This is a genomic window from Azospira sp. MPR-E4 (assembly GCF_058809645.1).
In genome coordinates this window covers 1-24,079 of sequence record NZ_JBXAST010000028.1, presented here as the reverse complement: position 1 = coordinate 24,079, position 24,079 = coordinate 1, and the positions used below count along the sequence as shown (strand labels likewise).

The 24,079-nt window shown below is 66.1% G+C and carries 19 protein-coding genes and 1 pseudogene; 17 read left to right on the top strand and 3 right to left on the bottom strand.

The window, feature by feature from the left end; translation table 11 throughout:
* The first annotated feature begins 79 nt into the window (after positions 1 to 79).
* From gshA to AC1RTA_RS09915, 9 genes are all read left to right on the top strand, one after another.
* Complete coding sequence (gene gshA / locus AC1RTA_RS09955) at positions 80 to 1,360, top strand: glutamate--cysteine ligase (protein ID WP_014235857.1); 1,281 nt, start codon at positions 80 to 82, stop codon at positions 1,358 to 1,360.
* A 108-nt stretch (positions 1,361 to 1,468) separates the two neighbouring features.
* The gene (gene gshB, locus AC1RTA_RS09950; RefSeq protein ID WP_492784633.1) at positions 1,469 to 2,416 is read left to right on the top strand and encodes a glutathione synthase; all 948 of its coding nucleotides are present in this window, start codon (positions 1,469 to 1,471) and stop codon (positions 2,414 to 2,416) included.
* Positions 2,404 to 3,444 (top strand): FAD:protein FMN transferase, encoded by a 1,041-nt coding sequence (locus AC1RTA_RS09945; protein ID WP_492784632.1) that lies wholly within the window; start codon positions 2,404 to 2,406, stop codon positions 3,442 to 3,444. The genes gshB and AC1RTA_RS09945 overlap by 13 nt, the downstream gene beginning before the upstream one ends.
* 199 nt (positions 3,445 to 3,643) lie before the next feature.
* Entirely contained in the window at positions 3,644 to 4,036 is a 393-nt protein-coding gene (locus tag AC1RTA_RS09940) for a PTS sugar transporter subunit IIA (protein ID WP_492784631.1), read from the top strand.
* 29 nt (positions 4,037 to 4,065) lie between these two features.
* The gene (locus AC1RTA_RS09935) at positions 4,066 to 4,344 is read left to right on the top strand and encodes an HPr family phosphocarrier protein (protein ID WP_014235853.1); all 279 of its coding nucleotides are present in this window, start codon (positions 4,066 to 4,068) and stop codon (positions 4,342 to 4,344) included.
* A gap of 88 nt (positions 4,345 to 4,432) precedes the next feature.
* The gene (gene ptsP / locus AC1RTA_RS09930; protein ID WP_014235852.1) at positions 4,433 to 6,172 is read left to right on the top strand and encodes a phosphoenolpyruvate--protein phosphotransferase; all 1,740 of its coding nucleotides are present in this window, start codon (positions 4,433 to 4,435) and stop codon (positions 6,170 to 6,172) included.
* Positions 6,173 to 6,361: 189 nt separating this feature from the next.
* Positions 6,362 to 7,489, top strand: coding sequence for a homoserine O-succinyltransferase MetX (metX, locus tag AC1RTA_RS09925; protein WP_492784630.1), 1,128 nt, complete (start codon positions 6,362 to 6,364; stop codon positions 7,487 to 7,489).
* Between the two features lie 10 nt (positions 7,490 to 7,499).
* Positions 7,500 to 8,096 carry a methionine biosynthesis protein MetW gene (gene metW, locus AC1RTA_RS09920; protein WP_014235850.1) on the top strand — a complete coding sequence of 199 codons (597 nt, stop codon included), beginning with the start codon at positions 7,500 to 7,502 and terminating at the stop codon, positions 8,094 to 8,096.
* A 2-nt stretch (positions 8,097 to 8,098) separates the two neighbouring features.
* A complete protein-coding gene (locus tag AC1RTA_RS09915) occupies positions 8,099 to 9,640 on the top strand; it encodes an AmpG family muropeptide MFS transporter (protein ID WP_205229591.1) in 1,542 nt (513 codons plus the stop codon).
* A gap of 15 nt (positions 9,641 to 9,655) precedes the next feature.
* Here the strand turns inward: AC1RTA_RS09915 and AC1RTA_RS09910 are convergent, their stop codons facing one another.
* From AC1RTA_RS09910 to AC1RTA_RS09900, 3 genes are all read right to left on the bottom strand, one after another.
* Entirely contained in the window at positions 9,656 to 10,075 is a 420-nt protein-coding gene (locus AC1RTA_RS09910) for a secondary thiamine-phosphate synthase enzyme YjbQ (RefSeq protein ID WP_492784629.1), read from the bottom strand.
* A gap of 192 nt (positions 10,076 to 10,267) precedes the next feature.
* The gene (locus AC1RTA_RS09905; protein ID WP_492784628.1) at positions 10,268 to 14,146 is read right to left on the bottom strand and encodes a DUF3683 domain-containing protein; all 3,879 of its coding nucleotides are present in this window, start codon (positions 14,144 to 14,146) and stop codon (positions 10,268 to 10,270) included.
* A gap of 93 nt (positions 14,147 to 14,239) precedes the next feature.
* Complete coding sequence (locus AC1RTA_RS09900) at positions 14,240 to 14,668, bottom strand: YqaA family protein (RefSeq protein WP_152090128.1); 429 nt, start codon at positions 14,666 to 14,668, stop codon at positions 14,240 to 14,242.
* A gap of 318 nt (positions 14,669 to 14,986) precedes the next feature.
* Between AC1RTA_RS09900 and AC1RTA_RS09895 the strand changes: the two genes are divergently transcribed.
* The 8 genes and pseudogenes from AC1RTA_RS09895 to ilvA all read left to right on the top strand — a co-directional run bounded on the left by AC1RTA_RS09895 (position 14,987) and on the right by ilvA (position 23,983).
* Entirely contained in the window at positions 14,987 to 15,526 is a 540-nt protein-coding gene (locus AC1RTA_RS09895; RefSeq protein ID WP_492784627.1) for a GNAT family N-acetyltransferase, read from the top strand.
* Positions 15,523 to 15,834, top strand: coding sequence for a DUF6916 family protein (locus AC1RTA_RS09890; protein ID WP_492784626.1), 312 nt, complete (start codon positions 15,523 to 15,525; stop codon positions 15,832 to 15,834). The genes AC1RTA_RS09895 and AC1RTA_RS09890 overlap by 4 nt, the downstream gene beginning before the upstream one ends.
* Positions 15,835 to 15,873: 39 nt before the next feature.
* Positions 15,874 to 16,020, top strand: a pseudogene (locus AC1RTA_RS09885) (phage tail protein); the annotation flags it as partial.
* A gap of 12 nt (positions 16,021 to 16,032) precedes the next feature.
* Positions 16,033 to 16,380 (top strand): phage tail protein, encoded by a 348-nt coding sequence (locus AC1RTA_RS09880; protein WP_492784645.1) that lies wholly within the window; start codon positions 16,033 to 16,035, stop codon positions 16,378 to 16,380.
* Between the two features lie 12 nt (positions 16,381 to 16,392).
* Positions 16,393 to 16,914, top strand: a complete 522-nt coding sequence (locus AC1RTA_RS09875; protein WP_014235841.1) for a phage tail protein — start codon at positions 16,393 to 16,395, stop codon at positions 16,912 to 16,914.
* Between the two features lie 18 nt (positions 16,915 to 16,932).
* Positions 16,933 to 17,472, top strand: a complete 540-nt coding sequence (locus tag AC1RTA_RS09870) for a phage tail protein (protein ID WP_492784625.1) — start codon at positions 16,933 to 16,935, stop codon at positions 17,470 to 17,472.
* A gap of 153 nt (positions 17,473 to 17,625) precedes the next feature.
* Positions 17,626 to 22,329 (top strand): Ig-like domain-containing protein, encoded by a 4,704-nt coding sequence (locus AC1RTA_RS09865; RefSeq protein ID WP_492784624.1) that lies wholly within the window; start codon positions 17,626 to 17,628, stop codon positions 22,327 to 22,329.
* Between the two features lie 142 nt (positions 22,330 to 22,471).
* The gene (gene ilvA, locus AC1RTA_RS09860) at positions 22,472 to 23,983 is read left to right on the top strand and encodes a threonine ammonia-lyase, biosynthetic (protein WP_014235838.1); all 1,512 of its coding nucleotides are present in this window, start codon (positions 22,472 to 22,474) and stop codon (positions 23,981 to 23,983) included.
* The last annotated feature ends 96 nt before the right edge of the window (positions 23,984 to 24,079 follow it).

Genomic DNA, 24,079 nt, shown 5'->3' with positions numbered 1-24,079 from the left:
GGGCGGCGGGGCGCCCCGTTTTGGTAACATAGGCCGTCTCAACCACAACGGCGTTCCGCCGACCCGGAGACAGCTCCCCATGGTTCCCCATCTCACCACCGCCCTTACCGGCCCCCTGCTGGACCTGGAAAAACGCTTCCTCGACGACAGTACCCGCATCGAACAATGGCTGCGCAGCCAGTGGCAGGAGCACACGCCGCCCTTCTACGGCTCGGTGGACCTGCGCAACAACGGCTTCAAGCTGGCCCCGGTGGATACCAATCTCTTCCCCGGCGGCTTCAACAACCTGAATCCGGCCTTCCTGCCCCTGTGCGTGCATGCCACCATGTCGGCCATCGAGAAAATCTGTCCCGATGCCCGCAACCTGCTGCTCATCCCCGAGAACCACACGCGCAACCAGTTCTACCTGATGAACGTGGCCCAGCTGGCCACCATCCTGCGCCAGACCGGCCTCAACGTGCGCATCGGCACCCTGCTGCCGGAGATCACCGAGCCCACCACCCTGGAACTGCCCAACGGCCACAGCCTGGTGCTGGAGCCCCTGGTGCGGACCCAGTACCGGCTCGGCCTGAAGGACTTCGACCCCTGCGCCATCCTGCTCAACAACGACCTTTCCGCCGGCGCCCCGGCCATTCTGCAGAACCTCAACGAGCAGTTCCTGCTGCCGCCCCTGCACGCCGGCTGGGCGGTGCGCCGCAAGTCCCACCACTTCGCCGCCTACGACCAGGTGGCCACCGACTTCGCCGCCCATTTGGGCCTGGATCCGTGGCGCATCAATCCCTATTTCGCCGTGTGCAACCAGATCAACTTCCATGAGCGCCAGGGCGAGGACTGTCTGGCCGCCCAGGTGGACATGCTGCTGGCCCGCATCCGCGAGAAGTACAAGGAATACGGCGTCACCGAGACGCCCTACGTGGTGGTCAAGGCCGATGCCGGCACCTACGGCATGGGCGTCATGACGGTGAAGGACGCCTCCGAGGTCACCGGCCTCAACCGCAAGCAGCGCAACAAGATGAGCGTGGTCAAGGAAGGCCTGGAAGTGTCAGAGGTGATCATCCAGGAAGGGGTGCATACCTTCGAGAGCATCAACGACGGCGTCGCCGAGCCGGTGGTGTACATGATCGACCGCTACGTGGTCGGCGGCTTCTACCGGGTGCACAGCGGCCGCGCCAAGGACGAAAACCTCAACGCCCCGGGCATGCACTTCGAGCCCCTGGCCTTCGAGACCTGTTGTAACCAGCCCGAGCACGCCCTGGCCCCGGACGCCCCACCCAACCGCTTCTACGCCTACGGCGTGGTGGCCCGCCTGGCCCTGCTGGCAGCGTCCGTGGAACTGGAAAACACCGCGCCGGCGGCCTGATGTCCTTGTCCGGGGCGACGGCCCGGCGAGCGATGCCGGGAACCATCCCGGCGTTTTCGCCTCTGTGACAGGGCTCGCTCCTGCCGCCCACCTCTTTCAGGACTTTCCATGCGCATTGCCTTCATCGTCGATCCCCTGGACCAGCTCAAGGCCTACAAGGACTCATCCGTGGCCATGATGCGGGCCGCAGAGCGCCACGGCCACGAGGCCTGGGCCCTGCAGGTGGACAGCTTGGCCTGGAGCCAGGAGGGCGGCGTGCGGGGCCAGGCCCTGCGCGTGCATACCCGGCCCGACGACCACGACTGGTACCGGGAGACGGGCCGGGAGAGCCTGGCCCTGAAGGATTTCGACGCGGTGGTGATGCGCAAGGACCCGCCCTTCGATGTCGAATACGTCACCGCCACCTGGCTGTTGGAGCGGGCCGAGGCGGAAGGGGCGCGCATTTTCAACAAGCCCCGGGCCCTGCGCGACCATTCGGAGAAGTTCGCCACCGCCGAATTCCCCCAGTTCACCGTGCCGGCCCTGGTGACCCGGGACAGTCACGCCCTGCAGGCCTTCATCGACACCCAGCGGGACGTGGTGATGAAGCCCCTGGACGGCATGGGCGGCAGCTCCATCTTCCGCGTCCATCGCAACGAGCCCAACCGCAACGTCATCATCGAGGTGCTGACCCAGCTGGGTCAGCGCACGGTCATGGCCCAGCGCTTCATTCCCGAGATCAGCCACGGCGACAAGCGCATCCTGCTGATCAACGGCAAGCCCGTGCCCTACGCCCTGGCCCGCATTCCCAAGGCCGGCGAGACCCGCGGCAACCTGGCCGTGGGCGGTACCGGCGTGGCCCAGGAACTGTCGCCCCGGGACCGGCAGATCGCCGAGACCCTGGGCCCCGTCCTGGCGGCCCGGGGCCTGTTCCTGGTGGGCCTGGACGTGATCGGCGACTGGCTCACGGAAATCAACGTCACCAGCCCCACCTGCATGGTGGAGATCCAACAGCAGACCGGTTTCGATGTGGCCGGCGCCTTCATCACCGCCCTGGAGCACGCATGCGGTTCGTAGCACCCCTGTTCGTCGCCGTCCTGCTTTCCCTTCTTTCCGCCTGCAGCAAGGCCCCCCTTACCCAGCAGGAATCCTATGTCTTCGGCACCCGGGTCGAGGTGCTGGTGGCCGGCACCCCGGAGCCCCAGGCGCGGGCGGCGGTGGGTGAAGTGCTGCAGGAATTCGACCGCCTGCACCGGGCCTACCACGCCTGGCAGCCGTCCGAGCTGACCGCCCTCAACGACGCCATCGCCGCCGGCAAGAGCCTCAAGGTCTCGGCCGAACTGCGCCAGCTGCTGCAGGATTCCCAGGCCATCGCCGCCCGGGGCCAGTGGCTGTTCGACCCGGCCATCGGCCGCCTGGTGGAGCTGTGGGGCTTCCACGCCGACGAGTTCAAGCCGGCCCTGCCTGATCCCAACCGGGCCTCCTTCCTCGCCGCCGCCCGCCCTTCACTGCGGGACCTGAGCTTCAAGGGCGAGCGGGTGGCCTGCAGCAATCCCTCGGTGGCCATCGACCTGGGCGGCTATCTCAAGGGCGTGGCCCTGGACCGGGCCGCCGCCATCCTCAAGGCCCGGGGCATCCACAACGCCCTCATCAACATCGGCGGCAACGTGCTGGCCCTGGGCGAGAAGAACGGCGATCCCTGGCGGGTGGGCATCCAGCATCCGCGCCAGCCGGGCCCCATGGCCAGCCTGGAACTGAAGGACGGCGAGGCGGTCGGCACCTCCGGCGACTACCAGCGCTATTTCGAGGTGGGCGGCCAGCGCTACAGCCACCTCATCGATCCGCGCCGGGGCTGGCCGGCCCAGGGCACCCAGGCGGTGACCGTGCTCATCCCTCCCGGGCCCCAGGCCGGCACCCTTTCCGACGCCCTGTCCAAGCCCCTCTTCATCGCCGGCGCCGCCGACTGGCAGCGCCTGGCCCTGGCCACCGGCGTCAGCCAGGCCCTGCGGGTGGACGGCAGCGGCGCCATCCAGGTGACCAAAGGTCTGGCCGAGCGGCTGAAATGGGCAGACGGAGTGAAGCCGGCAACGGTAATATCTCCCTAGTTTTGCAGGGGAGAGGCCGCTCCGGCCCCGGCGGTCGCCGGGCGGAAAGCCGACCGTTAACGGTTGCCGGCCGCCGGACCGCACCGGATAATCGTTCCAGCCGGGCATGCCGCCATTGCCGCGCCAGCTCTTCCTCTCCTTGTTGGCCTGCCCGTCTTCGGCGCCAGGCTTTGATTTCCAGGCAGGACCTTAAGCTAGAATGACAGTTGGCATCTTGATCATCGCCCACGGCGACATCGGCCCCGCCCTCATTGGCGCCGCTTCCCATGTCCTCGGCCGCAATCTGGCGGAGGAACGGGTGGCCAGCCTGCGCGCCGGCCATGATGAGGCGCGGGAGGATTTCCTGGCCCAGGCCCAGGCCCGGGTGGCCGATCTCGACAGCGGCGACGGGGTACTGCTGCTGACCGACCTGTTCGGCGCCACCCCGGCCAACCTGTCCCGGGAGCTGCTGCAGCCGGGCCGGGTCGCCGGCGCCGCCGGGGTCAGCCTGCCCATGCTGCTGCGGGCCGTCAATTACCGTCAGCTGCCCCTGGAGGCGCTGCGGGACAAGGCCCTCACCGCTGCCACCGAATGTTCCGCTCCCCTGCCCTGAGCCCGGGTGAGCCCTGAAAGGAGTAATGCATGAGCCAGACCTGCCGTGCCGATGCGGAAATCACCAACAAGCTGGGCCTGCACGCCCGGGCCTCGGCCAAGCTGACCCAGCTCGCCGGCCGCTTCAAGAGCGAGGTGTGGATGGAGCGCAACGGCCGCCGCATCAACGCCAAGAGCATCATGGGGGTGATGATGCTGGCCGCCGGCAAGGGTTCCACGGTCAGCGTCGAGACCAGCGGTCCGGATGCGGAGCAGGCCCTGCAGGAACTCCTGGCCCTGATTGCCGACAAATTCGGCGAAGGGGAGTGATTTCCGCCATGACGCCGGCACGGCGTCGCGGCCCCAAGCCAGTCCGCCCGCGGGCGGCATAAACAGAACAACACCTCGGGAGACCGACATGAGCTTCACCATCCACGGCCTTGGCGTTTCCGGCGGCATTGCCATCGGGGTGGCCCAGCTCATGTCCCACGCCACCCTGGAGGTGGCCCACCTGACCATCGGCCCGCGCATGGCCGACAAGGAAGTGCTGCGCTTCGAGGCCGCCATCCTGGCGGTGCAGGCCGAACTGGAACAGCTCAAGCTGGAAGCCAGCAAGGGCAACGCCCCGGCCGAGCTGCGGGCTTTCGTGGACCTGCACGGCATGATCCTGGCCGACCCGGAGCTGTCGGAAGTGCCCAAGCAGATCATCCGGGAACGCCGCTGCAACGCCGAGTGGGCCGTGGTGCAGCAGATGGAGCGCCTGGTAGCCCAGTTCGACGCCATCGACGACGCCTACCTGCGGGAACGCAAGGCCGACGTGGTGCAGGTGGTGGAGCGGGTGGTCAAGGTGCTGATGGGCCATCCCGGCCGCTCCGCCCTGCGGGCGCGCAAGGGCGGCAAGGAGACGACGGACCAGATCATCGTCGCCCACGACCTTTCCCCCGCCGACACCATCGGCTTCAAGGAGCAGCGTTTCGCCTCCTTCATCACCGACGTGGGCGGCGCCACCTCCCACACCGCCATCCTGGCCCGCTCCATGGCTATCCCCTCCATCGTCGGCCTGCACCGGGCCCGGGACCTGATCCGGGACGGGGAACTGCTGATCATCGACGGCACCCGGGGCGTGGTCATCGTCAATCCGGACGAGCGGGTGCTGGAAGAGTACCGGCTGCGCAAGAGCGAACTGGAGCTGGAACGCTCCAAGCTAAAGCGCCTCAAGACCATGAAGGCCACCACCCTGGACGGGGTGGATGTGCTGATGTACGCCAACATCGAACTGCCGGAGGACGTGGAGGCGGCCCGCACCGCCGGCGCCGACGGCATCGGCCTGTTCCGCACCGAATTCCTCTTCCTCAACCGGGGCGACATGCCCACCGAGGATGAGCAGTTCGAGGCCTACCGCAAGGTGGTCAAGGGCATGGAAGGCAAGCCGGTGACCATCCGCACCTTCGACCTGGGGGCCGACAAGGCCCTGGACGCCATGGACCGGGTCAAGACCAACCCGGCCCTGGGCCTGCGCGCCATCCGCCTGCAGCTGGCCGAGCCGAAGATGTTCCGCACCCAGCTGCGGGCCATCCTGCGGGCCTCCAAGTACGGCAAGGTGAAGATCCTCATTCCCATGCTGGCCCACGCCCACGAGATCGACGCCACCCTGGCGGCGGTGCAGGCGGCCAAGCAGAGCCTGCGGGAGCAGAAGATCGGCTTCGACGAGGGCATCGAGGTGGGCGGCATGATCGAGATTCCCGCCGCTGCCCTGGCCATCGGCATGTTCCTGCGGCGCCTGGATTTCCTGTCCATCGGCACCAACGACCTGATCCAGTACGCCCTGGCCATCGACCGTTCCGACGAAACCGTCTCCCAGCTCTACGATCCCCTGCATCCGGCGGTGCTGATGCTGGTGGCCCACACCATCTACAGCGGCGAGAAGGCCGGCCTGCCGGTGTCCGTCTGCGGCGAGCTGGCCGGCGATCCGGCCATGACCCGGCTGTTGCTGGGCATGGGCCTGCGTGTCTTCTCCATGCATCCCTCCCAGATCCTGGAAGTGAAGCAGCACGTGCTGAAGAGCGAAGTGGCCGAGATCGCGCCCCAGGTGCGCAAGATCCTGCGCTACAGCGAGCCGGAGAAAATCCGCGAACAGATCGACAAGCTCAATGCCTGAGCCCGGGGCGGACCGCGTTTGCGCTCCTCCGCCCCCTTGGTTATCATGTTCCACAGCGCCGATTTGAAATCCGTCAGCTTGCGGGCGCTTAATAAATACGGCTAAAGCGAGGACCGATGCCCAGTCCGAGCCGAGCCAATCTCGATTCTCCGACTGGGCGTCTTGTTTTTTGGTGATTGAAATCCTGCGATGTCAGACAAGCATTCCGTCGGTGTGGTGAGTCCCCAGCGGGCCCATTTCGCCGAACCCATCCAGCTGGCCAGCGGCGCCACCCTGGCCGCCTACGACCTGGTCTATGAGACCTACGGCCGCCTCAACGCCGACCGTTCCAATGCCGTGCTGGTGTGCCACGCCCTCTCCGGCAGCCACCACGTGGCCGGCCACTACGCCGACAACCCGAAGAACGTGGGCTGGTGGGACAACCTGGTGGGCCCGGGCAAGCCCCTGGATACCGACAAGTTCTTCGTCGTCGGGGTGAACAACCTGGGCGGCTGTTACGGCTCCACCGGCCCCGGCTCCATCAACCCGGCCACGGGCAAGCCCTACGGCGCCGACTTCCCGGTGGTGACGGTGGAGGACTGGGTCGAGTCCCAGGCCCGCCTTGCCGACCGCCTCGGCATCAACCAGTGGGCCGCCATCATCGGCGGCAGCCTGGGCGGCATGCAGGCCCTGCAGTGGAGCCTGGAATACCCGGAGCGAGTGCGCCACGCCCTGGTCATCGCCTCCGCCCCCAAGCTCACCGCCCAGAACATCGCCTTCAACGAGGTGGCCCGCCAGGCCATCCTCACCGATCCGGACTTCCACGGCGGCAATTACTACGAGCACGGCGTGGTGCCGGCCCGGGGCCTGCGCCTGGCGCGCATGGTGGGCCACATCACCTATCTTTCCGACGACCAGATGGGGGAGAAATTCGGCCGCCAGCTGCGGGAAGGGGTGCTCAAGTACAACTACGACGTGGATTTCGAGATCGAGTCCTACCTGCGCTACCAGGGCGACAAGTTCGCCGGCTTCTTCGACGCCAACACCTATCTCATCACCACCAAGGCCCTGGACTACTTCGACCCGGCCCGGGATTACGGCGGCGACCTGAAGGCGGCCCTGGCCCGGGCCTCGGCCAAGTTCCTGCTGGTCTCCTTCACCACCGACTGGCGTTTCGCGCCGGAGCGCAGCCGGGAGATGGTGTATGCCCTGCTGCACAACAACCGGGAAGTCTCCTACGCCGAGATCGACTGCAACGCCGGCCACGATTCCTTCCTCCTGGACGACGCCCAGTACCACGCGGTGATGGGCGCCTACCTGCACAACATCGCCGTCTGAGAGAGCCGCCATGACCAACAATTCTCTCGACCGTTTCGACTTCGATGTCATCGCCAAGTGGATCGCCCCCGGCGAACGGGTGCTGGACCTGGGCTGCGGCGACGGCAGCCTGCTCAAGTTCCTGGCCCAGGCCCGCAACACCCACGGCTACGGGGTGGATATCGATCCTGCCAACGTCCTGGCCTGCGTGCGCAACGGCGTCAATGTGATCCAGAGCAACCTGGAGCAGGGCCTGGCCGGCTTTGAGGACGGCTTCTTCGACCACGCCATCATGTCCCTCTCCCTGCAGACCGTGCACCGCACCGTGCCCCTGCTGGAAGAATTGCTGCGGGTGGGCCGGGAGGCGGTGGTCTCCTTCCCCAACTTCGGCTACTGGCTGCACCGCCAGGCCATCCTCAACGGCCGCATGCCGGTCTCCAAGGACCTGCCCTACCAGTGGTACGACTCCCCCAACGTGCGCTTCTTCACCATCGCCGACTTCCAGGCCCTGTGTGAGGAAAAGGGCATCGCCATGCGGGAGCTGAAGGCTTTCGACGAAGGCAAGGAAGTGACGGAAGATCCCAACTTCCTCGCCAGCCTGGCCATCTGCCGCCTGGGCCGGGACTGAGCGTGGCCGAGGCCGCGGTCCTTTCCGCCGGCGCCCGTCTGGGCCGGGCCTGGCGCCTGGCCGCCATCCTGGTGCTGGGCTTCGCCTCCGGCCTGCCCCTGGCCCTCACCGGGCAGGCCATGCAGGCCTGGCTGACGGTGGACGGCATCGACCTAGCCACCATCGGCTTCTTCGGCCTGGTGGGCATTCCCTACACCTTCAAGTTTCTCTGGGCGCCCCTCATGGACCGCTTCGAGCCGCCCTTCCTGGGCCGGCGCCGGGGCTGGCTGGTGCTCACCCAACTGGCCCTGGGCGGGCTGCTGTGGCTGATGTCCGGCCTGTCGCCGGCGACGGCGCCCCAGCTGTTCGCCCTGGCGGCCCTGGCGGTAGCGTTCCTGGCCGCTTCCCAGGACGTGGTGGTGGACGCCTACCGTACCGACCTGCTGCCCGAGGCCGAACGGGGTCTCGGCGCCTCGGTGCATGTCTTCGCCTACCGCCTAGCCATGATCCTTTCCGGCGGCATCAGCCTCATCTGGGCCGGCCAGTGGCAGTCCTGGCCCCGGGTGTACGCGGTGATGGCGGCCATCATGGTGGGTTGCGCCGCCTTCTCCCTGCTGGCCGTGCCCCGGGTCAGCAGCGCCAACAAGCCCCTGGCCTCGGACCCGAAAAAGGAACTGCTGGGCTTTGCCGCCATGCTGGCCGGCGTCGTCGCCGGCTATGTCGTGGCTCGCCAGGCCCTGGTGGTGCTGGGCCTCAATCCGGACGATGCCAACAAGTGGGTGCAGCTGTTGTTCGTCCTGGCCGAGATTGCCGCCGCCCTGCCCCTGGCCTGGTGGTGTTCCCGCAAGGCCGGCTTCGAGACCCTCAACCAGTCCCTCGCCAGCTACTTCGCCCAGAGCGGTGCCGGAGCCTTCCTCCTGCTGATCGTGCTGTACAAGCTGGGGGACGCCTTCGCCGGCAGCCTGACCACGCCCTTCCTGATCAAGGGCATGGGCTTCCTGCAGGAGGAGGTGGGCATCGCCAACAAGGTCATCGGCATCTGGCTGACCATCCTGGGGGCCTTCATCGGCGGCCTCATCATGACCCGCCTGGCCCTCTACCGCTCCTTGCTGTTTTTCGGCGTGCTGCAGCTGGTTTCAAACTTCGGCTTCTACCTGTTGGCCCTGCTCGGCAAGGGGGCCTGGGGCGCGGTGATGGTGCCGGCCTTCGACTGGGGCATCGTTTCTCTGCATACCCCGGCTAGCCTGGACTGGCTGCTGCTGACGGTGATCGCCGGGGAGAACATCAGCGGCGGCATGGGCACCGTGGCCTTCGTCGCCCTGCTCATGGGCCTCTGCAATCACCGCTTCTCCGCCACCCATTACGCCCTGCTTTCGGCCTTCGCGGCGGTGGGGCGCATCTACGTCAGTCCCCTCTCCGGGGTGCTGTCCGAATCCATCGGCTGGCCCGCCTTCTTCCTTTTCTCCATCGTCGTCGCCGTGCCCGGCGTCTTCATGGTGTGGTGGATGCGGCGGCCCCTGCAGGCCCTGGGAGCCCCGGCCAGCGCCGGCGCCGCCGACGACTGAGGGGCGCCGCCGGATTCAGTCGCCGAGCAGGTGCAGCACCACCTCCCGGGAATGGCCCCGGTGGCGATGTTCGTAGAGATAGAGGCCCTGCCAGGTACCCAGCAGCAGGCGGCCGTCACTGACGGGGATGCCGAGGGAGGTCTGGGTCAGGGCGGTGCGGATGTGGGCCGGCATGTCGTCCGGCCCTTCCAGGTCATGCTCGAAGGCCGGGTCCCCATCTTGTACCAGCTTGGCGAAGAAGCGCTCCAGATCCCGCTGTACGGAGGGATCGGCGTTTTCCTGGATGATCAGGGAAGCGGAGGTGTGGCGGCAGAAAACGGTGAGCAGGCCCTGGTGGAGGCCGCTGGCGGCGACGAAGTCGTGGGCCTGTCGGGTGAATTCGTGAAGCCCCCGGCCCCGGGTTGCGATGTGGATGCTTGCCAGGGCTTGGGGCACGGCGCGGGCCTGTCTCAGAGACAGAGATAGACGGCGAAAGCCAGTCCCATCAGGGTCAGAGGCAGGGCCGGCGCCAGGACGAGAGCGGTGTTGATTTCCTTGGCGCTCATGATGATGAAACCTCCTGTATGCAACCACTCCATGCTAGCAGGGGGCTTCATCAACATCAGTGAGCGTTTGTGACAGTGGGGCTTACAGCAGCACCCGCTCGATGCCGCCGCTGTTGGCCTTCTGCACGTACTGGGCCATCCAGTTCTCGCCCAGCAGGGTCTTGGCCATTTCCACCACGATGTAGTCGGCCTGGATGTCGGCATCCGGCTCGTAGCGGGACAGGCCCTGGAGGCAGGAAGGGCAGGAGGTGAGGATCTTCACCTGGTCCTGGACGCCAAAGTCCTGACGCAGCTTGGTGGCGCCCTTCTCGATCTCCTCCTGCTTGCGGAAGCGCACCTGGGTGGAGATGTCGGGACGGGACAGGGCGAAGGAGCCGGACTCGCCGCAGCAGCGGTCGTTGAGGTCCACGCGCTGGCCCATCAGGTCGTTCACCACCTTGATGCCGGAGTAGGTCTTCATCGGCGTATGGCAGGGCTCGTGGTACATGTACTGGGTGCCCTTGACGCCTTCCAGCTTGACGCCCTTTTCCAGCAGGTACTCGTGGATGTCCAGCAGGCGGCAGCCGGGGAAGATTTTCTCGAATTCATACTTCTGCAGCTGGTCCATGCAGGTGCCGCAGGAGACGATCACCGTCTTGATGTCCAGGTAATTGAGGGTGGTGGCCACCCGGTGGAATAGCACCCGGTTGTCGGTGATGATTTTCTGGCCCTTGTCCTCCTCGCCGGCGGCGTTCTGCGGGTAGCCGCAGCACAGGTAACCCGGGGGCAGCACGGTGACGGCGCCGGTCTCGTAGAGCATGGCCTGGGTGGCCAGACCCACCTGGGAGAAGAGGCGCTCGGAGCCGCAGCCGGGGAAGTAGAAGACCGCGTCCGAATCCTCGGTGGCCTTCTGCGGGTCCCGGATCACCGGCACCACGTGGTCGTCCTCGATGTCCAGCAGGGCCCGGGAAGTGCGCTTGGGCAGGTTGCCCGGCATGGGCTTGTTGATGAAGTGGATCACCTGGGCCTTCACCGAGGGCCGGCCCAGGGTGGCGGGCGGGTGCTGCACGATGCCCTGGGTCAGGCCGAAGGTCTTGGCCAGCTTGACGCCCAGGCGCTGCAGCTTGTAGCCCCAGCCGATCATCATGGTGCGGGCCAGCTTGATGGTGGCCGGGTCCTTCATGGTGAGGAACCACATGGTGGCGGCCTTGCCCGGGTCCAGCTTCTTCTTGCCCTGCTTGCGCAGGAAGTTGCGCATGGCCACCGAGACGTCGCCGAAGTCGATATCCACCGGGCAGGGTTTGACGCAGCGGTGGCAGACCGTGCAGTGGTCGGCCACGTCGTTGAACTCGTCGAAGTGCTGCAGGGAAATGCCGCGGCGGGTCTGCTCCTCGTAGAGGAAGGCCTCGATCAGCAGGGAGGTGCCGAGAATCTTGTTGCGCGGGGAATAGAGCAGGTTGGCCCGGGGCACGTGGGTAGAGCACACCGGCTTGCACTTGCCGCAGCGCAGGCAGTCCTTGATGGAGTCGGCGATCTTGCCGATCTCGGACTGCTCCATGATCAGGGACTCGGCCCCGAGCAGGGAGAAGGAGGGCGTGTAGGCGTTGTGCAGGTCGCCGCCGGGCATAAGCTTGCCCTTGTTGAAGCGGCCTTCCGGGTCCACCTTCTCCTTGTAGGCGCGGAAGGGGCCGATTTCCTCGTCCGTCAGGAATTCCAGCTTGGTGATGCCGATGCCGTGCTCGCCGGAGATGACGCCGTCCAGGGAGCGGGCCAGGTGCATGATGCGTTCCACCGCCCTGTTGGCGGTCTGCAGCATCTCGTAGTGGTCCGAATTCACCGGGATGTTGGTGTGCACGTTGCCGTCGCCGGCGTGCATGTGCAGGGCCACGAAGACGCGGCCGCGCAGCACTTCCTTCTGCACGGCGGCCATCTTTTCGGAGAGGGGCCGGTAGGTGGCGCCGTTGAAGATGTTGTCCAGGGGCTCCTTCAGCTCCTTCTTCCAGGAGGCGCGCACGGAGTAGTCCTGCAGGCGGTGGAAGAGGGTCGGGTTGGCGGCCCGGTTGGTCAGCTCGCCGGCCACCACGCCGAATTCGGCGAAGCGCTGCTCGGCCTCGGCCAGGGGCAGATCCAGGTTGTCCAGCAGCCACTGCCAGCGGGCGCGCACGTCGCTGATGTGCTCCAGGGCCCGCTCGCGGCGGTCCTCGATGAGCACGTCCTTGTCCAGCTTGGTGTCGGCGCTGTTGACCGGCAGATCGCCCTTGAAGAATTCGGTCAGGGCATCGCACAGGTCCAGCTTGTTCTGCAGGGACAGTTCGATATTGATGCGCTCGATGCCGTCGCAGTAGTCGCCCATGCGCGGCAGGGGGATCACCACGTCCTCGTTCACCTTGAAGGCGTTGGTGTGCTTGGAGATGGCGGCGGTGCGGGAACGGTCCAGCCAGAACTTCTTGCGGGTTTCCGGAGTGATGGCGATGAAGCCTTCGGCGCCGCGCACATTGGTCATCTTGACCACGTCGGAGGCAGCCTGCATCACCGCATTCTCGTCGTGGCCGACGATGTCGCCGATCAGCACCATTTTCGGCCGGCCGTGGCGCTTGGCCTTGGTGGCGTAGCCGACGGCCTTCACATAGCGTTCGTCCAGATGCTCCAGGCCGGCCAGCTGCACGCCGGCCTTGTGGCCTTCGCCACCCGGCTTGAAGTAGTCGGTGATCTCGACGATGGAGGGCACGGCCTCCCGCACCTGGCCGAAGAATTCCAGGCAGACGGTGCGGGTGACCGGGGGCATCTTGTGCAGCACCCAGCGGGCGGCGACGATGATGCCGTCGGTGCCTTCCTTCTGTACTCCGGGCACGCCGCCGAGGAACTTGTCGGTGACGTCCTTGCCCAGGCCGGTCTTGCGGCAGGCCGCGCCGGGCAGGGCCAGCACTTCTTCGGAGAGCAGCTTGTAGCTCCTGGCGTCGAAGCGCTTGAGGCGGAATTCCACCTTCTCCTGCTCATGGATCTTGCCGAAGTTGTGGTTGAGGCGTTCCACCTCCAGCCAGTTGCCGTCCGGCGTCACCATCTTCCACCAGGCCAGGTTGTCCAGGGCGGTGCCCCACAGCACGGCCTTCTTGCCGCCGGCGTTCATGGCGATGTTGCCGCCGATGCAGGAGGCGCTGGCGGAGGTGGGGTCCACGGCGAAGACGCGGCCGGCGGCCGAGGCGGCTTCGGAGACCCGGTCGGTAACCACGCCGACGCTGGTGCGGATGGTGGCGTAGGGCTTGTCGTGGCCGGGCAGGACGATCTCTTCCACCGGGCCGATGTCGATCAGCTTCTCGGTGTTGATGACCACGGACAGGGGCGACAGGGGCACGGCGCCGCCGGTGTAGCCGGTGCCGCCCCCCCGGGGAATGATGGTCAGGCCCAGCTCGATGCAGCCGCGCACCAGGGGACCGATTTCCTCTTCCGTATCCGGGTAGAGGACGACGAAGGGGTATTCGACGCGCCAGTCGGTGGCGTCCGTCACATGGGAGACCCGGGCCAGGCCGTCGAAGGCCACGTTGTCCTTGCGGGTGTGGCGGGTCAGGGTCTTCAGCACCTTCCGGCGCAGCATGAGGGTGTCGATGAAGCGCTGTTCGAAGCGGTCCACCGCCTTGTGGGCGGCTTCCACCAGCTGGGCCACCTTGCGGCTGCGTTCCGGGTCCTCGCCGGCGGATTCGCTGCGGCGCTTTTCCACTTCCGCCAGGCGGTGGCGCAGGGCCTGCACCAGGGCCTCGCGGCGGCTGGGGGTGGCCAGCAGGTCGTCTTCCAGGTAGGGGTTGCGCTGCACCACCCAGATGTCGCCCAGCACCTCGTACAGCATGCGGGCGGAGCGGCCGGTGACGCGCTCGGCGCGGAGTTCGTCCAGCACCCGCCACATGTCCTCGCCCAGCAGGCGAATGACGATCTCCCGGTCGGAGAAGGAGGTGTAGTTGTAGGGGATTTCGCGCAGACGTGCAGTCATCGGACGGGGGCGGCCAGGGCCGTGTCTTTCAAAAGGTGAATTTTAACGTATTGCGGTGCATCAGGCAGAACCGGGTCCTGCCCGGACCGCCCTTCATGACGCCAGCAGTGCCAGTCCCTGGGCCACGACCCAGTAGCGGGCCAGCTTGCCGGCGGCCATGAACAGGGTGCAGGGCAGCCAGGGTAGCCGCAGCCAGCCGGCCGCCACACAGAGGGCGTCACCGACAAGGGGAGCCCAGGCCAGCAACAGGCTGGGGCTGCCAAAGCGGCGCACCTGGGCCAGGTGCGGCAACCGGTGCAGGCTTCGCTCCGGCAGTAGGCGTCCGGCCCCATAAGACGTCAATCCGCCCAAAGTGTTCCCCAGGGTGGCCCAGAAAAGTGCGGCGGGCACTTCTGCCGGGTGGGCCAGGAGAAAGGCGGCAAGGGCGGCCTCCGAGCCGCCGGGCAGCAGGGTGGCGGCAAGAAAGCTGGCGATGAAAAGGCCGCCCAGGCCGGCGGCAGGATCGGCAAACCAGTCAGGCATCAGAAGGGGAGGGGGAAGAATGGCCGCGCACCGGTGTGGTGCTCAGCGCCCATTATCCCCCAGGGTGGATGGATTCCCGTCGTCCTGAGCGGGATTTATGTCTGCGAAGGGGGGTGGGCTACCGCCAAATTCCATTTATTTAACGCTCCATAGACAAAAAAAATACCCCCGGCATGCCGCATGGATAAACGGTCTTTGCGTTTTATAAGACTTTAGTGATATGCAAAATGAATTGCTATCGTCATTCAGTGTTTGTATAACGCCATTGACGTGAACGTTAACCCGTTGCCCCCCTTACGTGAGTAATTCGGCTTGCCCATGTCCCTTTCCTGTACCGATTCCTCCTGCGGCAGTTCCTGTGAGGAGCGCCCTCTCCGGCTGGCGTTGCGTCCCATCGAGGCGGGGGACCGGGAGTTGCTGTTCCGCATCTATGCCTCCACCCGGGAAGCGGAGCGGCAGCTGCTCGACTGGGCTCCGGCCCAGTGGGAGGCATTCCTGCGGCAGCAATTCGGCTTTCAGCACGACCAGTACATGGCGGCCTACCAGAACCCGTCCTTTGATCTGGTGCTGCTAGAGGACGAGCCGGTCGGACGCCTGTATGTGGATCGCCGCGACGACGAGATCCGTGTCATCGATATCGCCCTACTGGAGGAATTCCGATGTCGGGGCATCGGCGGCCGGCTGCTGCGGACCCTGATAGCAGAGGCGGAGACAGGTGGCCGCTTCCTCGGGCTGCATGTGGAAAAAAACAATCCCGTCCTGGACTTCTACCGCCGTCTCGGCTTCCAGGAGGTGGTGGACCGGGGGGGCTATCTCTATATGACCAGGCTGCCCCAGCACCAGGGGGGGGCATCGTGAGTACCCCTCTGCTCGGCTTGGCCGACTACCAGGCGCTCCAGGGAGCGACGCTGGCCTTTTCCCCGGCGGATGGCGGCGAGCCCCTGTGGCTGCAGCTGGTGTCCGTGGCAGCGCTCCGCTCACCGACGATTGAAGGCTTTGTCCTGATGTTCTCGGGAGCGTCGGACCGGGTCCTGCCCCAGGGTACCCATCTGCTGGCCCATCCGTCCCAGGGCAACGTCCCCATTTTTCTCGGTCCCGTGATGGGCGGCGGGGCCGGGGAGGTTCGCTATCAGGCGGTCTTTTCCCGCCTGAGAACATCCGCCTGAGGAGAAACGATCGTGGAAGGCTATCTAGGAGAAATTCGCATGTTTGCCGGGGACTATGCCCCGCAAGGATGGGCCCTATGCAATGGGGCCACACTTCCGATATCCGGGAATGAAGCGTTGTTCTCCCTGTTGGGGACGACCTACGGCGGTAACGGCAGCAACAACTTTGCCTTGCCCGACCTGCGCGGCCGGGCACCCATGAGCACGGGTACCGGCGTGATTGCCGGCACGGGGCAGAGCCTGACGCCCAGAGCCCTGGGCAACTCGGTGGGGAGTGAGACGGAGGCCCTGAACCAGAACAACCTGCCGGCCCATACCCATCCCATGCCCGCCGGCGGCCCCGGGACCACCAACGCCCCGGCCGGCAAGCTGCCGGGAACCGCTGCCAGCAACCTCTACAGCCAGACGACGACTGCCGCAGCCAACATGAACCCGGCGATGGTCAGTCCCGCCGGCGGCGGCGGTCTGCCCCACAACAACATGATGCCCACCACCTGCATCAATTTCATCATCGCCCTCAGCGGCATCTACCCGACTGCGGGATAAGGAGACAACACCATGGATCCATTTCTCGGAGAAATCCGCCCCTTCGCCTTCGGCGTCATACCTCAGGGCTGGCATCTGTGCGACGGCACGGTCATGCAGATTCGGCAGAACAACGCCCTGTTTGCCCTGATCGGTGTTGCCTACGGCGGGGATGGCGTCAATACCTTCAATTTGCCGGACCTGCGTGGTCGCGTGCCCCTTTGCCAGGGCGTTGTGCCCAACGTGGGCACGTTTGTGGCTGGCAATGCCGGCGGCCTGGAAGCTGTAGCGCTAACCACTGCCCAGGTGCCGCCCCATAGCCACAGCGTCAGCTGCAGCACGGCGACTGCCACCACCAACAATCCGGCAGGCGCCCTCCCTGCCCTGGCGGCAGAGAACACCAATATCTATGCAGATGCCCCCGTTCCGGCTGCCTATATGGCTGCCGGCGTCATTGCAACGGCGGGCCAGAGCCTGGCGCACAACAACATGCAGCCGACCCTGGCTGTCAATTTCTGCATTGCCACCCAGGGCCTTTGGCCCACCAGAAGTTGAACATCCAAGGAGAACACCATGGCTGATCCGTACTACGGCGAAATCCGCGCCTTCGCCTTCAACTATCCTCCAGTGGACTGGGCCTTCTGCGATGGAACAGGCGTCAATGCCGTGCAGGCCCAGGTCCTTTTCTCCGTCATCGGCAACCTCTACGGCGGCAACAGCACGGTATTCAACCTGCCGAAGCTGCAGGGGCGGACCGTGATGGGCAGCGGTGCGGGACCGGGCCTGACGCCCCGCAGCGTACCCCAGGCCGTCGGCACCTACAGCGAGACACTCACCGTCGCTCAGGTGCCGGACCACACTCACTCGGTCGTGGCGGAGGGCGCCAATGCCAGCGCCCTTGCTCCCGCCGGCGCCTATCTGGCCAAGGGGGTCAAGGGTACGCCACCCCGGGTGACTGCCGTGAATACCTATGCCGGTTCTGCGCCCAATGCGGTGATGGTTTCCGCCCTGGCGCCGGTCGGTAGCAGCGGTCCCCACAGCAACCTGCAACCCTATTTGACGCTGAACTTCTGCATTTGCGTCAACGGTGCCGACTACCCCCTCCGTCCCTGATGTCATCAACTGGCAGAGCCATCCATGTATGGCTCTGCCCTTTCTGTACCCCGTTGCGATTACTGAAGCACTCTGGATATGTGTATGAAACCGAATTGCCTGAATCCCCTGTTTTCTTCCCTTGTTGCGGGACTCAGACTTTTCCGTGGGCTGTTGCTCCTGTTGCTGGCCCTGGCACTGCCTGCCTACGGCACGATCAATGGCGGTACCATCGATTTCGGGGCGGCAAACACCCACTCGACCTACTCCGATGTGAGTTCCGATTACAACGGCCTAAGGTTTACCGGTCAATGGCTGTATTACATCTACGATGACTTGAACACGGTGGCGACCAACCGCAGTGGGGATGCCATCACTTCGACCTCCACCGGCGGCGATGCCATCATCAAGTCGGCCAATGGTACTGATCGCTTCAACATTACCTCCGTCAAGATATTGGCCTATGGCGTGGGAATGACCAGTTTTACCTTTACCGGTTATCGCAACAGTGTCGCTGGGCCGACGGAAACGGTGAATGTCACTCCGGGCAACACCTTCGTGCTCCATAACCTGAGCAACATGACCAATGTGGACGAGGTGCGGGTCACCAACAACTCGGCTACCGAACCGTTCAATTTCGCCTTCGACGACCTGACGGTTGCTGCCTACTCGGCTCCCCTGAGCCTGTCGCCCGCTTCCCTGACCAATCCCACGGTCGGCAGCACCTACAGCCAGACCATCAGCGCCAGCGGCGGCAACGGTACGTACAGTTACGCGGTCACTGCCGGCAGTCTGCCGGCCGGCCTCAGCCTTAACGCCAGCACCGGGGCACTCACCGGTACGCCGACGGCGGGAGGTGTATTCAACTTCACCATCACGGCCACCGACACGGCCAGCGCCACCGGCAGCAAGGCCTATTCGGTGACGGTGGCAGCACCCACCATCAGCTTCTCTCCCACCACCCTGATGGCCGGTACCGTCGGCAGCGCCTACAGCCAGAGCATCAGCGGCAGCGGCGGTACGGCCCCTTACGGCAGCTACATCGTCAAGACCGGAGCCCTGCCTGCCGGGTTGTCCCTGAGTTCCGGCGGGGTCGTCTCGGGCACACCGACGGCGGGCGGTACCTTTACCTTCACCGTGCAGGGGACGGACAGCAGTACGGGCACCGGTCCCTACTCCGCCACCAGCAGCACCATTTCCCTGACCATCGGTGCTCCCACCCTCTCGTTTACGCCGACCACCCTGACCGGCGGCACCGTGGGGGTGGCCTACAGCCAGTCGCTCAGCGGCAGCGGCGGTACTGCGCCCTATGGCAGCTTCACCCTGGCCAGCGGCAGCCTGCCGCCCGGCCTGAGCCTGGGCTCGGGCGGCACCGTCAGCGGCACGCCGACGGCAGCCGGCACCTACACCTTCACGGTCAGCGCCCAGGACTCCAGTACCGGCAGCGGGCCCTACAGCGGCACCAGCAGTACCATTTCCCTGACCATCGGCGCCCCAACCTTGTCCCTGTCGCCCGCGGCCGGGGCCCTGACGGCTGCCTCCCGGGGCAGTGCCTACAGCCAGACCTTCAGCACCAGCGGTGGCACCTCGCCCTACACCTACAGCATCACTGCCGGCAGCCTGCCCGCGGGCCTGACCCTGAGCAGCGGGGGCGTGCTCTCGGGCACCCCGACGGTGGAGGGCAACTTTTCCTTCACCGTCACCGCCACGGACAGCAGCGGCGGCACCCAGTACTCCACCAGCCAGGCCTATACCCTGACGGTCAATCCGCCCCTGCCAGTGGCCAATGCGGTGAGCGCCACGGTGGCCTACAACAGCAGCAACAATGCCATCACCCTCAACATCACCGGCGGCGCCGCCACCAGCGTGACGGTGGCCAGTGCCGCCAGCCACGGCACGGCCACGGCCAGCGGTACCAGCATCACCTATACCCCCACCGCCGGCTATTCGGGCAGCGACAGCTTCACCTATACGGCCACCAACGCCAGCGGCACCTCGGCACCGGCGACGGTGAGCATCACCGTCAATCCCCAGGCGCCGGTGGCCAATGCGGTGAGCGCCACGGTGGCCTACAACAGCAGCAACAACGCCATCACCCTCAATATCACCGGCGGTGCGGCTACCAGCGTGGCGGTGGCCAGTGCCGCCAGCCACGGCACGGCCACGGCCAGCGGTACCAGCATCACCTACACCCCCACCCCCGGCTATGTGGGTTCGGACAGCTTCACCTATACGGCCACCAATGCGACCGGCACCTCGGCCGCGGCAACGGTGACCATTACCGTCAATCCCCTGGCGCCGGTGGCCAATGCGGTGAGCGCCACGGTGGCCTACAACAGCAGCAACAACGCCATCACCCTCAACATCACCGGCGGTGTCGCCACCAGCGTGGCGGTGGCCAGCGGGGCCAGCCACGGCACGGCCACCGCCAGCGGCACCAGCATCACCTACACCCCCACCGCCGGCTATTCGGGCAGCGACAGCTTCACCTATACAGCCACCAATGCGACCGGCACTTCGGCAGCGGCGACGGTGAGCATCACCGTCAATCCCCAGGCGCCGGTGGCCAATGCGGTATCCCTCACCGTTTCCTACAACAGCGCGGCCAATCCGGTGACCCTCAACATCACCGGCGGTGCGGCTACCAGTGTGGCCGTGGCCGGTGCCGCCAGTCACGGCGTAGCCACGGCCAGCGGCACCAGCATCACCTATACGCCGACCAGCGGCTATTCGGGCAGCGACAGCTTCACCTATACGGCCACCAACGCCGGCGGCACCTCGGCGGCGGCGACGGTGAGCATCACCGTCAATCCCCAGGCACCGGTGGCCAATGCGGTATCGGTGACGGTGGCCTTCAACAGCAGCAACAACGCCATTCCCCTCAGCATCAGCGGCGGCGCCGCCACCAGCGTGGCGGTGGCCAGCGGGGCCAGCCATGGCACGGCCACGGCCAGCGGCACCAGCATTACCTATACGCCGACGGTGGGCTATACCGGCAGCGACAGCTTCACTTACACCGCCACCAACGCCACCGGTACTTCGGCGGCTGCCACCGTTACCATCACCGTTTCTGCCGCGGCACCGGTAGCCAATGCGGTGAGCGCCACGGTGGCCTTCAACAGCGGCGCCAATCCCATCGCCCTAAACATTACCGGCGGCGTCGCCACCAGCGTTTCCGTGGCAACGGCGGCGGCCCACGGCACGGCCACGGCCAGCGGCACCAGCATTACCTACACGCCCCATACCGGTTATTCGGGCAGCGACAGCTTCACCTACCGGGCCACCAATGCCACCGGCACTTCGGCAGCGGCGACGGTGAGCATCACCGTCAATCCTGCCGCTCCGGTGGCCGGGGCGGTGACGGTGACGGTGCCCATCAACAGCAGCAATAATCCCATTCCCCTCAATGTTTCGGGCGGCGCGGCCACCACGGTGACGGTGGTGACGGCCCCCGGCCACGGCACGGCCACGGCCAGCGGCGCCAGCATCACCTATACGCCGACGGCAGGCTATTCGGGCAGCGACAGCTTCACCTACACCGCCACCAACGCCACCGGCACTTCGGCTCCGGCGACGGTGACCATCAGCGTCATGACCCGGCCCGATCCGAGCAAGGACGCCAATGTGGTCGGCATCATCGGGGCCCAAGCGGAAGTGGCCAAGCGCTTCTCCCTGACCCAGATCAGCAATTTCCAGTCCCGCCTGGAAAACCTCCATGTGCGCCTGCGTCCGGAGCGTCCCCGGGGTTTCGACAGTCCCAATGCCCGGCGTCCGTCGGTGATGCCCGCCCTGGCTGTCGTGGGCAACAACAGCGGGTCGTCTGCCGGAAATATCGATCAGAACGGCGGTTTCGGCCTCGCCACAGGAACGGCGGTCACCAACCTCGGCAGTCGTGATGCGGCTACCGGCACCGGTGGTGTTGTGACGGCAGGTCCGGCTCCCGGCCAGGAGAGCGGCTTCAATCCCTTCGCCGCCTTGAGCACCCTGGGTCAGATGGCCAACAGCCACGGCCTGCCGACCCTGAACATTTCCAGCAAGGCCAGCAACTTCCAGGACACCGGCTTCGATGTGTGGAGTGCGGGCAATGTCTCCTTCGGCCGCCTGGACGATGCGGATGCCAAGTTCACCACTTCCGGCATTTCCTTCGGCACCGACAGCCGCTTCGGAGACAACCTGATCCTGGGCCTGGGCGTCGGCTTCGGCCATGAGCGGCAGAAGATCGGCAACGACGGCACCCGCAATGTGGGCGACGATTACTCGGTGATCGTCTACGGCAGCTACCAGCCCGTGCCCGGCACCTTCATCGACGGCCTCATCGGCATGGGACGGCTGGACCTGGAGTCGCGCCGCTACTCCGCCGCCGCCGGCGCCTTCGCCACCAGCCAGCGCACCGGCAAGCAGTGGTTCGCCTCCCTCAGCGCCGCCTACGAGTTCCAGCAGGATGCCCACATCCTGTCGCCCTACGGTCGCATCGACATCGCCTCCACCCGGCTCGATGCTGCGGTGGAAAGCGGCGCCGGCATCTACAACCTGGCCTACTTCTCCCAGAAGGCGCCGGTGACCAAGCTGTCCTTCGGCCTGCGGGGTGAGACCAGCGTCGAGTTGGAGACCACCCTGGCCCGGCCCTATTTCCGGGTCGAGTACCAGCACGACTTCGAGAATCCGGAAGGGGCGCGCATGGCCTATGCGGACGACCTGTCCGGCCCCTCCTACCAGATCGCGGCGACCACCCTGAAGCGGGACACCATGGTCTTCGGCCTGGGCAGCGACTTCGTCTTCAAGAGCGCCTGGACCCTGGGCCTGCGCTACCAGTACAGCAACAATTCCGGGGCCATGACCATGCATACCCTGGGGCTGCAGATACGCAAATCCTTCTGACCCTGCGGGGCCGGGTGCAGCCTGCCCGGCCCCTGTCTGCCGGCCCCCGTCCCGGCGGAGGCTTTCGCCTTCCCTTCATGGACTTGCCCCCACCCGGGGGGTACACTGCCGTGCTTTACGCCCTCGGCATCCGACCTTCCCCATGCAGCACGACTATCTGACCAAAATCCTCAACGCCCGGGTCTATGAGGCCGCCGTTGAGACTCCCCTGGAACTGGCGCCCAATCTCTCCCACCGGCTCGGCAACCGCTTCTATTTCAAGCGCGAGGACATGCAGCCGGTGTTCTCCTTCAAGCTGCGCGGCGCCTACAACAAGATTGCCCACCTCACCCCGGCCCAGCTGCAGCGCGGCGTCATCTGCGCCTCCGCCGGCAACCACGCCCAGGGCGTAGCCCTTTCCGCCGCCAAGATCGGCTGCCGGGCGGTCATTGTCATGCCCACCACCACGCCCCAGATCAAGGTCCAGGCCGTGGCTTCCCGGGGCGGCGAGGTGGTGCTGGCCGGCGAGTCCTACGACGAGGCCTATGCCCATGCGGTGGAGCTGGAGAAGGCCGAGAAGCTGACTTTCGTGCACCCCTTCGACGACCCCTATGTCATCGCCGGCCAGGGCACCATCGGCATGGAAATCCTGCGCCAGCACGGCAAGCCGATCCACGCCGTGTTCGTGGCCATCGGCGGCGGCGGCCTGGCGGCCGGCGTGGCCGCCTACATCAAGGCGGTGCGGCCGGAGATCAAGGTCATCGGCGTGGAAACCTTCGACGCCGACGCCATGAAGCAGTCCATCGCCGCCGGCAAGCGGGTGCGCCTGGACAACGTGGGCCTCTTCGCCGACGGCACGGCGGTGAAGTTCGTCGGCGAGGAAACCTTCCGGGTCTGCCGCGAATACCTGGACGACATCATCCTGGTGGATACGGACGCCATCTGCGCCGCCATCAAGGACGTCTTCGAGGACACCCGCTCCATCCTGGAGCCTTCCGGGGCCCTGGCCATCGCCGGCGCCAAGGAATACGCCAAGCAGCACAAGCTGAAGGACAAGTCCCTGGTGGCCGTGGCCTCCGGCGCCAATACCAATTTCGACCGCCTGCGCTTCGTCGCCGAGCGGGCCGAGGTGGGCGAGCAGCGGGAGGCGGTGCTGGCCGTGACCCTGCCGGAGAAGCCCGGCGCCTACAAGCGCTTCGTCTCCCTCATCGGCAGCCGCAACATCACCGAGTTCAACTACCGCTTCCACGAGGCGCGGGAAGCCCACGTCTTCGTCGGCGTGCAGGTGGCCAACCGGGCCGAATCCACCAAGCTGGTGGAGAGCCTGAAAAAGCACGGCTATGCCACCCTGGACCTGACCGACGACGAAATGGGCAAGCTGCACGTGCGCCACATGGTCGGCGGCCATGCGCCCCAGGTGGAGAACGAGCTGCTGTACCGCTTCGAATTCCCGGAACGGCCCGGCGCCCTGATGAACTTCCTCAACCGCATGAGCTCCGGCTGGAACATCAGCCTCTTCCACTACCGCAACCACGGCGCCGACTACGGCCGGGTGCTGGTGGGCATGCAGGTGCCGCCGGCGGAGATGGGCGAGTTCCAGACCTTCCTCCAGGAGCTGGGCTACCACCACTGGGACGAGACGGCCAACCCGGCCTACAAGCTCTTCCTCGGCTGAGGTCGCCGGGGCGGCGGCGCCGGAGGGGCGCCCCGTCCCCGCCTGTGCCATACTGAAAACCCGTCGACGCCCTCCAGATTTCCCTCCGCCCGTCCC

Bases quoted from the DNA above. Each gene is read 5' to 3' on its own strand.
- gshA (WP_014235857.1), top strand. From the start codon at position 80: ATGGTTCCCCATCTCACCACCGCCCTTACCGGCCCCCTGCTGGACCTG.
- gshB (WP_492784633.1), top strand. From the start codon at position 1,469: ATGCGCATTGCCTTCATCGTCGATCCCCTGGACCAGCTCAAGGCCTAC.
- AC1RTA_RS09945 (WP_492784632.1), top strand. From the start codon at position 2,404: ATGCGGTTCGTAGCACCCCTGTTCGTCGCCGTCCTGCTTTCCCTTCTT.
- AC1RTA_RS09940 (WP_492784631.1), top strand. From the start codon at position 3,644: ATGACAGTTGGCATCTTGATCATCGCCCACGGCGACATCGGCCCCGCC.
- AC1RTA_RS09935 (WP_014235853.1), top strand. From the start codon at position 4,066: ATGAGCCAGACCTGCCGTGCCGATGCGGAAATCACCAACAAGCTGGGC.
- ptsP (WP_014235852.1), top strand. From the start codon at position 4,433: ATGAGCTTCACCATCCACGGCCTTGGCGTTTCCGGCGGCATTGCCATC.
- metX (WP_492784630.1), top strand. From the start codon at position 6,362: ATGTCAGACAAGCATTCCGTCGGTGTGGTGAGTCCCCAGCGGGCCCAT.
- metW (WP_014235850.1), top strand. From the start codon at position 7,500: ATGACCAACAATTCTCTCGACCGTTTCGACTTCGATGTCATCGCCAAG.
- AC1RTA_RS09905 (WP_492784628.1), bottom strand. From the start codon at position 14,146: ATGACTGCACGTCTGCGCGAAATCCCCTACAACTACACCTCCTTCTCC.
- AC1RTA_RS09900 (WP_152090128.1), bottom strand. From the start codon at position 14,668: ATGCCTGACTGGTTTGCCGATCCTGCCGCCGGCCTGGGCGGCCTTTTC.
- AC1RTA_RS09895 (WP_492784627.1), top strand. From the start codon at position 14,987: ATGTCCCTTTCCTGTACCGATTCCTCCTGCGGCAGTTCCTGTGAGGAG.
- AC1RTA_RS09880 (WP_492784645.1), top strand. From the start codon at position 16,033: ATGAGCACGGGTACCGGCGTGATTGCCGGCACGGGGCAGAGCCTGACG.
- AC1RTA_RS09875 (WP_014235841.1), top strand. From the start codon at position 16,393: ATGGATCCATTTCTCGGAGAAATCCGCCCCTTCGCCTTCGGCGTCATA.
- AC1RTA_RS09870 (WP_492784625.1), top strand. From the start codon at position 16,933: ATGGCTGATCCGTACTACGGCGAAATCCGCGCCTTCGCCTTCAACTAT.
- ilvA (WP_014235838.1), top strand. From the start codon at position 22,472: ATGCAGCACGACTATCTGACCAAAATCCTCAACGCCCGGGTCTATGAG.